The organism is Pedobacter sp. AJM (genome assembly GCF_002197755.1).
Classification (GTDB): Bacteria; Bacteroidota; Bacteroidia; order Sphingobacteriales; family Sphingobacteriaceae; genus Pedobacter.
The window spans coordinates 167242-179053 of the sequence record NZ_NHOT01000010.1; the positions used below are offsets into that span (position 1 = coordinate 167242).

At 39.0% G+C, this 11812-nt stretch carries 9 protein-coding genes; 5 read left to right on the forward strand and 4 right to left on the reverse strand.

Features of this window, described 5'->3' with window-relative positions; all coding sequences use genetic code 11:
- The first annotated feature begins 81 nt into the window (after positions 1–81).
- The gene (locus tag CBW18_RS16975) at positions 82–483 is read left to right on the forward strand and encodes a hypothetical protein (RefSeq protein WP_140418701.1); all 402 of its coding nucleotides are present in this window, start codon (positions 82–84) and stop codon (positions 481–483) included.
- A gap of 104 nt (positions 484–587) precedes the next feature.
- Here CBW18_RS16975 and CBW18_RS16980 read toward each other — a convergent pair whose 3' ends face one another.
- Both CBW18_RS16980 and CBW18_RS16985 read right to left on the reverse strand, forming a co-directional pair.
- The gene (locus CBW18_RS16980; RefSeq protein WP_088302520.1) at positions 588–2870 is read right to left on the reverse strand and encodes a Tex family protein; all 2283 of its coding nucleotides are present in this window, start codon (positions 2868–2870) and stop codon (positions 588–590) included.
- Between the two features lie 316 nt (positions 2871–3186).
- The gene (locus CBW18_RS16985; RefSeq protein ID WP_088302521.1) at positions 3187–3888 is read right to left on the reverse strand and encodes an SAM-dependent methyltransferase; all 702 of its coding nucleotides are present in this window, start codon (positions 3886–3888) and stop codon (positions 3187–3189) included.
- 277 nt (positions 3889–4165) lie between these two features.
- Between CBW18_RS16985 and CBW18_RS16990 the strand changes: the two genes are divergently transcribed.
- On the forward strand, positions 4166–5632 hold the full coding sequence (locus CBW18_RS16990) for a DUF6600 domain-containing protein (RefSeq protein ID WP_088302522.1): 1467 nt from the start codon (positions 4166–4168) through the stop codon (positions 5630–5632).
- Positions 5633–5670: 38 nt separating this feature from the next.
- Here the strand turns inward: CBW18_RS16990 and CBW18_RS16995 are convergent, their stop codons facing one another.
- Positions 5671–6294 (reverse strand): HAD family hydrolase, encoded by a 624-nt coding sequence (locus CBW18_RS16995; RefSeq protein WP_088302523.1) that lies wholly within the window; start codon positions 6292–6294, stop codon positions 5671–5673.
- Between the two features lie 79 nt (positions 6295–6373).
- On the opposite strand from CBW18_RS16995, the gene CBW18_RS17000 reads away from it, so the two are divergent.
- From CBW18_RS17000 to CBW18_RS17010, 3 genes are all read left to right on the forward strand, one after another.
- Positions 6374–6601 (forward strand): YtxH domain-containing protein, encoded by a 228-nt coding sequence (locus CBW18_RS17000; protein WP_088302524.1) that lies wholly within the window; start codon positions 6374–6376, stop codon positions 6599–6601.
- 55 nt (positions 6602–6656) lie between these two features.
- Positions 6657–8054, forward strand: a complete 1398-nt coding sequence (locus CBW18_RS17005; protein ID WP_088302602.1) for an MBL fold metallo-hydrolase RNA specificity domain-containing protein — start codon at positions 6657–6659, stop codon at positions 8052–8054.
- A gap of 185 nt (positions 8055–8239) precedes the next feature.
- On the forward strand, positions 8240–8923 hold the full coding sequence (locus CBW18_RS17010; protein ID WP_088302525.1) for a bifunctional 2-polyprenyl-6-hydroxyphenol methylase/3-demethylubiquinol 3-O-methyltransferase UbiG: 684 nt from the start codon (positions 8240–8242) through the stop codon (positions 8921–8923).
- 78 nt (positions 8924–9001) lie between these two features.
- On the opposite strand, the gene CBW18_RS17015 is transcribed toward CBW18_RS17010, so the two are convergent.
- Positions 9002–11776, reverse strand: a complete 2775-nt coding sequence (locus CBW18_RS17015) for an outer membrane beta-barrel protein (protein ID WP_172406559.1) — start codon at positions 11774–11776, stop codon at positions 9002–9004.
- Positions 11777–11812: the final 36 nt, after the last annotated feature.

Sequence of the window (11812 nt, forward strand, 5' to 3'; positions counted from 1 at the left end):
AACTGGTATATTTTGGGTTGAAATGAGCTTTTGGCATTTAATTTGGATTGGTGTTTTAAGAAATTAAAAACTAAAAAATCTATGAAAAAATTTAAACTGCTGCTATCCCTTTCCCTAATTTTAGTAACAACGTTTTTGTTCTCTTGTAAAAAAGACGAACCTACACCAATTGATCAAAATACCTATCCCAGAAAAGTATCTGTAGAATATAGAATCACTTCGCCGTCTGGCCTTACAAGTTTATATAGCATTGTACGAAGAAATGCAACAGGAGCAACAGAATTGTTTAGTGATCAAGTACTTCCTTATTCTTATAAGTTTGATATGACTGTTAAACAATTTGATGCCTTATTAATCAGTGGAACGTCAAACACTGGCGGTACAATTGAATGTGAGATTTTAGTTGACGGTAAGAGTGTTGATAAGAAATCTGGTAGTGGAAATACCTTAACGGATATTACTTCAACTTATGTATTTCAATAATTAAATTTTAAAATAAATTTATGCACAAAAGGCTTTCTTGATAAAACAAGAAAGCCTTTTTTAATGCATTTTGTGCTTAGTTTTGTTTTCCTTTTATAGATCTATTATTTAAACATCCCCTTCAGCTTCGCCAGTTTCTCCTGCAAATCACCATCAGCATCTTTTATTTTCGGTTGTGGTTTTTCAGCAAAGTTACGTGTTCCTTGCTCCTTACGCTTTGCTCCTTGTTCTTTGCTCTTTAGTCCATGTGGCTTAGGACTAAGCTCCGTTTTCATCGATAAAGAGATCCGTTTACGTGCCGCATCAACTTCCACTACCGTTACTTCTACTTTTTGATGAACTTTAACGATGTCATTTGGGTTAGCCACAAAACGATTCGCCAATTGACTGGTATGCACCAGGCCATCCTGATGGACACCAATATCAACAAAAGCACCGAAATTAGTAATGTTGGTTACAATTCCCGGCAGCTTCATGCCTGCTCTTAAGTCAGCAATTTCATTAATACCATCTGTAAAGCTGAATGCTTCAAAAGCTTCACGTGGGTCACGGCCCGGTTTTGCCAATTCCTTTAAAATATCATTCAAAGTAGGTAAACCGATTTCATCCGTTACATATTGTTGTGGCTTAATCTGTTTCTGTAATTGCGTATCTTTGATTAAAGCCGAAACAGTTGTACCTAAATCCTTCGCCATCTGGTCTACAACACTGTAACGTTCAGGATGAACGCCACTGGTATCCAAAACATTTTCGGCATTGCGGATACGGAGAAAACCTGCTGCCTGTTCATAAGCTTTATCGCCCAAACGGGGAACTTTTTTCAAACTTGCCCGGTTCTTAAAAGCACCATTTGCGTTTCTATAATCTACAATATTCTGCGCCAGTGTTGGTCCGAGGCCGGAAACATAAGCCAGGATTTGTTTAGATGCTGTATTTAATTCCACACCAACCGCATTTACGGCACTGATTACGGTATCATCTAAGCTGGCCTGTAACTTACTCTGATCTACATCATGCTGGTACTGGCCTACACCAATCGATTTTGGATCAATTTTGACCAGTTCAGCCAATGGATCCATCAAACGGCGACCAATGGAAACTGCACCCCGCACCGTAATATCCTGAGTAGGGAATTCTGCTCTGGCTACTTCGGATGCAGAATAAATGGACGCACCGCTCTCATTTACCATTACAATGGTCACCTTTGGAAGGTTTAAACCGCGAATAAATGATTCCGTTTCCCTGCCTGCGGTTCCGTTTCCGATGGCAATGGCTTCAATATGATATTTTTCGCAAAGCTGTTTTATCGTGGCTTCGGCATTTTTTACATTACCTTGTCCGGTATGCGGATAAATAGCTGTATTTTCTAAAAGCTGACCTTGTTTATCCAGACACACCACCTTACAGCCGGTACGAAATCCAGGGTCAATGGCCAATACATTTTTTTGTCCCATTGGGGCTGCCAGCAGGAGTTGGCGGGCATTTTCCGCAAAAACCTTAATGGCTTCTTCATCGGCTTTTTGTTTGGTTAGCACCCGAAGTTCGGTTTCCATGGCTGGCTCAAGCAGGCGTTTGTAACCATCTTCCAATGCTTGCCGTACTTGCTGTGAAGCGACATTCTGGCTGGTAATGAACTGATTTTCAAGGATTGCTATGGCATCTTCAGCAGGTGGCAAAGCATCTAATCTTAAAATTAATTCTTTTTCACCACGCCGCATGGCTAAAACCCGGTGAGAAGCAGCTGTTTTAACAGGTTCAGTCCAGTTAAAATAATCTTTATACTTAATGCCTTCTTCTTCCTTTCCTTTTATCACTTCCGTTTTGAAAACAGATTTCTCCTGGAAATAGCTACGCATTTTAGTCCTGGCATCCACATTTTCAGAAATGATTTCAGCGATAATATCTCTGGCTCCGGCCAATGCTTCATCAAGCGTATTCACACCCTTTTCCGCATCAATAAATTTGTTGGCTTCTGCATTCAGATCAAATTTTTTCTGATCAAGAATTTGTAAGGCCAAAGGTTCCAGACCTTTTTCCCTGGCTACTGAAGCACGGGTTTTACGTTTAGGTTTGAAAGGCAGATAAATGTCCTCTAAAAGTGAAATGGTTGCTGCTTCGTTGATTTTTTTTTCAAGTTCAGGTGTTAACTTTCCGAGCTCGGTCATTGATTTTAAAATCGCTTCACGACGTTTGTCCAGGTCCCGCAGTTGCAAGGCCCTATCGCGAACAGCTGCTACTTCAACCTCATCCAGGCTTCCGGTTAATTCTTTACGGTATCTTGAAATAAAGGGCACTGTTGCACCTTCATCCAGTAAGTTAATGGTGGCGGTTACCTGTTTTTCTGCAATGTTTAATTCTGCAGCAATTATTTTATGATGGGCTAACATATATTGATCTCAATATTAAAGGAGCAAAGCTAAACAGGATTTACGGGATTCATGGATTTTTGGAATTAAGTTTTCCACCGAAAAATGTGGGAAAATTTTTAGTACACTTATCTTTTTTGATTAGCAACTGATCGCATTTATAGTTGCTCTTGCTTTTTTGCGAATGTTATCTTCAATCCAGTTTAAGTCGCTTAATCTTTGTGGTCATTTATGGTTGCAAAGTGTATAAATCGATTATACATGAATGCTTTGGTTTACAGTCTATATTAACTTTAATGAAATAAAAATGGTCTGTGTGACACAGACCATTAATGATTTAATACAACAAGAATATGGTCGGTTTTTTATGAAGGTCAATTTCCTCCTTGCGCCAGTTGTAAACGCTTTGGGTTTTGATGTATTCATCTTCAGAAGTTAAATTGCTGGCCACACAAACCTGCGTGTTTGGTTTGCAGCTTTTAAGCACTTCTTCAAATAACTGGTTATTGCGAAAAGGTGTTTCAATAAAAATCTGTGTTTGTTTATAACGGCTGGCAGATAAATCCAGATCTTTGATGCGCTTGGTACGCTGTTCCTTATCAATAGGTAAATATCCCCAGAAAGCAAAGCTCTGTCCATTAAAACCAGAAGCCATTAAAGCCAGTAATATAGAACTGGGGCCAACCAAAGGCACTACTTTAATTCCACGTTTATGCGCTTCAGCTACAATGTCTGCTCCCGGGTCTGCAATGCCGGGGCAACCTGCTTCACTCATTAAACCCACATCTTTACCTGCAGCAAGCTCTACAAAAAACTGACCCAAATCGGTACGGTTATGTTTTCCATAATCATGAACGATTAAATCTTTCTGGGGTGTTTTCAAACCAGCTTCCTTTAAGAACCGGCGGGCTGTTTTGCTATTTTCTACAATATAGGTATCAATCTGGTTAATGGTCTCTACCAGATAGGGTGTAAAAGTTTTATGTGCTGCCTCTTCTGCCAGAGGAACAGGAATAAGATATAAGGTGCCGTTTTGCATGGTACAAAAATACTTACAATAAATAGGATTTAAGTTCTAAAGTTTACGGTCACTACGGTATAATCTTTTTTATAAGTAAAGGTGTAGCAAATTTTATTTCACAACGACTGCTTTTTAGCACAATTATGTCGCGCTTAAAACGTTAAATAAGAGTTAAATACAGCTTAAACAGGCGTATTCCCATTAATTGCATGAAACTATGCATGCATATTAAACCCTGGGCATTTTTGGTGCTCTAATTGATACACACAAATTAGGTTATTAAATAAACACACAAATGAAAACACTGAAAAAATCGGCAATTGTGCTGGGGCTTTTCACGCTCCTCGCCGGAACCACCACATTAGTCAGGGCACAGGACTATCAAAATGATTACCAGAATGATGGTTATAGCACTGGTAACGTTTCTTTGCAAACCTTTTACGACGAACTGACGCCTTATGGAACCTGGATTCAGGATCCGCAATATGGTTATGTTTGGCGGCCGGATGTAGATCAGAATGAATTTCGGCCTTATTATACCAATGGACGCTGGGCCATGACAGAGTATGGCAATACCTGGGTTTCCAATTATGATTGGGGCTGGGCGCCTTTCCACTACGGCCGTTGGGTAATCAATAGCTATCGCCAGTGGATTTGGTTACCAGATACCAATTGGGGACCGGCATGGGTAGACTGGAGAAGTGGGGATGGTTATTATGGTTGGGCACCAATGGCACCAAGCATTAATATTAATTTAAGCTTTGGCCGTAGGTATTCAGTGCCAGAATTTTGCTGGAATTTTATTCCGCAACGCAACATCTATATTAATACTTTTCCAAGATATGATTATGGCAGAAATAACGTGTATATCCGTAATACTACGATCATCAATAACACTTACGTGTATAACAGAAGAAGTTATTATGGCGGCCCGAGGGTAGAAGATATCAGACGTGCCACTAATCGTGACGTAACCGTTTATCGTTTTGATCAGAGTAGCAGACCAGGAGCCAGTAGAATTGGGGGCAGGGAAGTGTCGATTTACAGGCCAAGACCAGAGCGTAATGCGGTAGACAACCGCAATGCGGCACCGAGAAGATTTGAACAAGGTAATGCCGGAATAGGCCGCGGCGGAAGGAACGATGGCTTAGCTAACCGTGATCCGCGTGGAGGCACAGTTAATAACCAGAATGGAAATAACCGTGTTGGGGTTACTGATAATCGCAATGGAAGACCAAATCGTGGTAATGATGCTGGCCCGGGGAATACCATAAATCAACCTAATAGAGGTGAAGCTTATGATAAAAATACCAATGGCAGAATCGGGCGTGGAAATACCAATGGCGTTGATCAAAGAAATACACCCGAAAATATAAGCAGAGGTCAGGGTCAGCAACAAGTGGATCAAATGCGCCAGCAACGTGCGCAACAAGATCGGATGAGTATAGATCAGCAACGTGCGCAACGTGATATTCAGGTTCAGCAACAACGCGGTCAGCTTGAGCAACAGCAACGTTCACAACAGATGGAGCAACAAAGGGCCCAGCGTAACGAACAGATGCAACAACAACGTTCACAGCAGATGGAGCAACAAAGAGCCCAGCGTAACGAGCAAATGCAGCAACAACGTAACCAGCAGATGGAACAACAACGTTCGCAACAAATGCAACAAAGACAAGAGCAAAGAAGAACAGAATCTGCTCCTCCACCACAAAGAGGAGGTGGTGAAGCAGGAAGACCATCCAGAGGAGGCAGAGGATAAATTTTACAGGTCCCGGTTAAAATCGGGACCTTTTTATGTTATTGTCCGGCTGCGGATTTTAAGCTGCTCAGGGTAGTCCCTTTGTAGGTTGTTTCAGCATTCGGATAACGGTTTTCAGGATCTAGCAGGAAAGTCTCTATCCCAAGTTCCAGCCCGAATTTAATCTCAGATGTCGCATCATCACCAATGATCAGAATGTCATCTGTTTTGAACTGATGCTGATCAATCAGTTTCTGAAAAGCCTCTTTTTTATTAGAAATTGAAACATCAACCACACAAACTTCTTCAAAATCAGCTGCAATTCCCAGCATTTTAACTTTAGAAGTCTGCTGCTTGTAAAAGCCAGCTGTGACAATAAATTTTCTTCCTTTTAATGCTTTGATAAAATGATAATCATCCGAAGGTTTTAAGGGTTCTGTTACTGATCTCGAATTTAAATAATCGATAATGTTTTCCATCGCTTCTTTTCTGAAACCATATTTTTCGGCAACTTTTAAAAAAGGTGTGCGCAGCATTTCACTTTTTGCCGCCTGGTATTGTTCAGCTGTGATGCCCAGATGCTGTTCATCTAAAAATTGATATAAGCCACCCATCAACTGCTTTTCATTGGGTTTTGTAAAGTATATGGTATTATCCAGATCGATAAAAAATATTTGCTTCATTGTGGATTGGTTTTTGTAAGATAAAAAAAATAAAACACCTTATACTAAAATATGTTTAACTAGATAAATAACTAAAACCATGAAAAAAGAGACGAAAATCATAGTAGGCGTGTTAGCAGGAGCAGCATTAGGCGCAACAATTGCATTGGCATTATCTTCAGATTCTTCAAATGATCTTAAAGGTAAATTATCAGACTTTTTTGCTGATCTGTTAGACTCCTCAAAAGATAAATTGGCTGGTTTAGCTGATCGAGCATCAGATGTGGCTGATAAGGTGAAAGATAAAATAGCAGAGGTAAAAGCTTAATATTGAAATGCCGGATATTCCGGCATTTTCTTTTTGTATTTCTAACCATACCTTAATGAAGATTGCTTTTCATGGTGCTGCCCGTACAGTTACAGGTAGCAAGCACCTTATTAGATTAGATAATAATACCCAAATACTATTAGATTGTGGCCTGTTTCAGGGAATGGGCCATGTGACCGAAAAGTTAAATGACTTTTTTGGTTTCGATGTTAAAGCAGTTACCTATGTAATTCTATCTCATGCACATATAGACCATTGTGGTTTATTGCCTAAACTGGTAGCAGATGGCTTTAATGGAAAAATTTTCTGTACGGCTGCTACCATGGATTTAGGGCGGATTTTAATGATGGATTCTGCTAAGATTCAAATGCAGGATGCTGAATTTTCTAATCGCCATCGCCGGGAAGGGGAAGAAATGGAAGAAGCACTTTATACAGATGAAGATGTTGCAAAAACATTAAGCCTGATGAGGATTGTAGACTACGAAGAGGATTTTGAAATTGATGAAAACATTCACCTTCGATTGACTGACGCCGGCCATATCTTAGGAAGTGCTACTGTTCATTTAACCATCCAAGAGAATGACAAATCTACACGTCTAACTTTTTCTGGTGATGTAGGTCGTTATGGCGATTTGTTGTTAAAAAGTCCGCAGCATTTTGATCAGGCAGACTATATTTTAATGGAATCTACTTATGGCGATTCTTTGCATAAAGACCTCGATCCAATTGAAAATATGCTCCTGGACATTATCCAGAACACCTGCGAGGTTAAAAAAGGGAAAGTCATTATTCCTGCTTTCGCCATAGGAAGAACGCAGGAATTGCTTTATGCACTGAATGGTTTGGAATTAAAAGGCAAATTACCAGATGTTCCTTATTATGTAGATAGCCCATTATCGTCAAAAGCAACTGAAATTTTAAGGAACCATCCCGAAGTGTATAATAATGGGGTAAAAGAGATTTTAAAAGTAGATCATGATATTTTTGGTTTCAAAGGATTGCGGTTTATTGAAAGTGTAGCGGAATCTAAAGCCTTAAATGAAGACCCAAGACCTTGCGTGATTATTTCTGCTTCAGGTATGGCTGATGCCGGACGAGTAAAGCATCACATCAGAAACAATATAGGAAACCAAAAAAACACCATTTTAATGGTAGGCTACTGTGAACCCAATTCACTGGGTGGACAATTAATTGCAGGTAAAAAAGTGGTAGAAATTTTCAGGGATGAGTATGATGTAAAAGCAGAAATTCAATCCATCAAATCGATGAGTGCGCACGGTGATTATGAAGATTTATTAAAATTTCTTTCCTGTCAGGATCCTGCACTGGTAAAACAATTGTTTCTGGTTCATGGAGAATATGAAGTGCAGCAACACTTTGCCACACGTTTAAAGGATCATGGATTTAAGCATGTTGCCATTCCCGAATATCATCAGGAGTTTGAGATTTAGTTGATGAATGACCTTCGGACATGTTACATAGAGATGTTTGATTGCATGTTTAAAGATTTTATTCGATAGGCGTTTTTCATCTATCGGCTAACTTAAGGTAGATTTCATAAATTAAATTTTTCTTTGTTCCTTGCTCTTTGTTCCTTATTCTTTACTATTTCGCCATTCCTCGCTATCTTTGTAATATGGATGTTTTTGGTGAGGCACTTACTGATATTTATAAAACCGGCGAAGCCGATACACTTTGGTTACACAATTCTTACGGCGAACCGGAAGAAATGCCTCTCGAATTTTTCTTTCGTGATGATGAAGAAATGCCGGTTTTGGAGTTACAGGCATTGCATATGTGTACTGGAAAAGTTTTAGATATTGGTGCAGGCGTAGGAAGTCATGCTTTACTTTTACAAGCCTTTAATATTGATGTAACGGCTATCGATGTATCAGCAGCTGCGGTTGATATTATGAAAGATCGTGGCGTAAAAAAAGCCTTACTTCAGGATGTTTTTACTTACCAGGAAAAGTTTGATACCATTTTAATGCTGATGAATGGTATTGGCCTAACCGGAACACTTTCTGGCTTTAAAGAATTTCTGATCAAAATAAAAGATTTGCTTAACCCCGGCGGACAAGTGATTTTCGATTCGTCTGATATTTCGTATTTGTATGAGGACCAGTTAAAGCCTCAAAACCAGTATTATGGTGAAGTTTCCTATCAATACGAATATCAAGGCAAAAAAGGTGATTGGTTCAATTGGGTTTATATTGACGAAGAAAGCATCAAAGCAATTGCTGCGGAGACCGGCTGGAATTGCGAAATGATTTTTGATGATGGTGAAGACCAGTACCTGGTGAAATTAACATTGGCATAAATCTGTCAATGCGAGGCATGAAGCAATTTTACTCGCAAATGAGATTGCTTCGTGCCTCGGCAAGGACGATCTGACAATTTAAAAACTAAACATCGTTTGCCTGCCACCAACTTTCTGCCCAAAGTTCTGGATGTTATATGTTAGGGTTAACATGCCGTATCTGCCCAGATTATTCGTTTGATAATCCACCACACTGTTTCCTGTAATTTCAATAGAACGGCGCACGTTACTTTGTAAAATGTCATTCACTGCCAGTTTCAGCTGAAGTTTGTCATTCTTCATAAAAAGATAGGTTATGGCTGCATTCCAAAGTTTAATGTTATTGTTATAGCCTGCAATTTGCTGCGTGTTTGCAGTCAGTGCAAAATTGGTTTCAAAAACAACTTTTTTAGGGTATCTGATTATCAATTCAGAAGTGCTGTTTTGTGTATTGTAGCTTAAATTTGTGTAGAAATTATCCTGGTAGCGACTGCGGTTTAAATTAATAGCATACGATTGGTTGATTTCTACCACATCATTCAGATTGAGGCGAATGCTTCCATTTGGCCCTACATAAAATACATTGGCATTACTCCTGATATTATTTACAATAACTGGCAGGTGATTGAAGTTCGCCCAGAAACCTAGCCCTAGCTTTAAGCTTGTTTTGTTGAATTTGAAATCTTTAGCACCATTGGCTCCACCATTAAAGCTGTATATTCCGCTTGCATTAATCGGGGTTACCGTTTGTACACCGTTGCTGATGTTTACGGTGTTTACAATTCCGTTTTTAGTAAAGTTTCCATAACCGTATAAATTATAATTGATCAGGTTTTGCGGATCATATTTGTACATATTTAAACTTACATTTTGTGTTCGGGCAGGTAATAAATTTGGATTACCATTGCGGATATACAAGGCATTTGTATTATCGGCTACGGGCTGTAAATAGCTTACATTTGGTTCTGTAAACTGCGCCGAATAATTGATTCGGAATATTTTATACTTTAACTGAAATGTTGGCCAAATGAAATGATAGCGCTGGTTAAGGTTGTTTGCATGGCTAAAACGGTTGTTAAGTGAAATATAATTGTGTACCACTCCCGGCTGCAAGTTAAAATCTTTGGTGATTTTATAATTCAAGCTCACATTCATGTTTGTTTTAAAGCCTGTTTGTTCAACCGTTTGGCTTAGATTCGGAATGACAATATCATACAACTGATTGGCCTGGTTTTTATAAAAAGTGCTGAGGGCATTCTCATTATTGATGATATTGCCGCTTAAATCAATCTTGAAGTTAAGTTTTTTATTAATGGGTTCGCTGTAATTCGTATAGATATACGTTCTGAAATTTTCAATTTGATTATTTCTTAATTGATCTATTTCAGTTGTAGAAGGCGTTAGAAAGGTGGTATTGCTACTTTGATTATAGTTTAAGCCAGGATTGGGTTTGGTTGATATGTCAAATCCGATATTAAATGATCTTCCGGCTTTCTTAAAATCTTTACTCAGATCGGCCACCAGCTGATACTTATTATTAGCTGAATTGATGTTATTTAAGTTTTGAAGGGTATTGAGCAACTGCCCCGCGGCATTGGTATTGGTTGAATAATTTGTACTTACGGAATTATTGGAGTTCAATACCAGAAAGGGCTCAATGGTTAACTGGGTTAGTGAGTCTATCTGCCAATCAATTTTCCCGGCAATATTATGTTTCAATGTTAGTGAACTGGTATTTTCATTTGCATTGGTGACTAACCTATCTTCTCCAAGGGTTTGGTTGGTATTGGTTAATCTTTCCAGCAGATTATCATTTTTGCCGAAGAAATACTGTGTGTTTATTTTTATTCCTTTTTTGGTTAACGTATTGAAGTTGAAACCTCCTCCTGATGAGGTTTGAATTCCGCTGTAACTTCCGCCAAAGCTAATTCCGTTAAATTCGAAATATCCACCAGAGCTCATCATCATGGAATTTACACCACTTCGGTTGAAACCGCCAATTCTTTGCACATCATTCGGATTAAAACCAGGTTGATTGATATTGTTTCCGTATGCCAATACACTTACCTGTGTAGTATCTCTGAAAAAGTTCATTAAGCCGCCAGCCTGATACAGGTTTTTAGTGCCAGCACCTGCATATAATTTTCCAAAGGCACCTTTTTTAATGGCTTTTTTTAGTTTCAGGTTAATCACCTGCGGAATTTCAGCTGCCGTTAAATCAGGATTACGTCTTTTTGCCTGTTTATCATCAACCACCTGAACTTTGTCTATCATATTGGCAGGCAAGTTCTTGGTGGCAATTTGCTGGTCTCCACCAAAAAATTCCTTTCCATCCACCAGGATTTTACTAACCGTTTTACCATTCACCATGATGGAACCATCAGCAGCGATTTGTACACCAGGCAATTTTTTTAACAAATCTTCCACTACAGCCGATGGAAGTGTTTTAAATGATGCTGCATTAAATTCAATCGTATCCTTCCGGACAATCACAGGAGGCCTTTCTGCCGTAATGATCACTTCATCGAGATCGTTAGATTTTGTGGAGAGATAAAGTGTGCCCAAATCTAAAATGGGTTTATCTGCGGTAAGTTCTACATTCTTTCTGTAAATTCCATATTGCCAGGCTGTTATGATCAGTCGGTATTTTAATCCCGTTGCCAAGCCATTAATTTTAAAAACGCCATGATCATCAGAAAGTTTATAAGTCGTTAAAATGCTGTCTCCAGCCTTATACACAGAAACTGTAGCATAATTTAAAGTGCTATTGTGGTTGGCACTATCTGCCAATATACCTGTTATACTGCCGTTTTTTTGAGCAGCCAGGTTAAGAAATGTAAAACATAAAATTGCTGAAAGTAGGAATATCTTCATATAATAGCTGATTAGGAAGTCTGAAGTTATGTATGG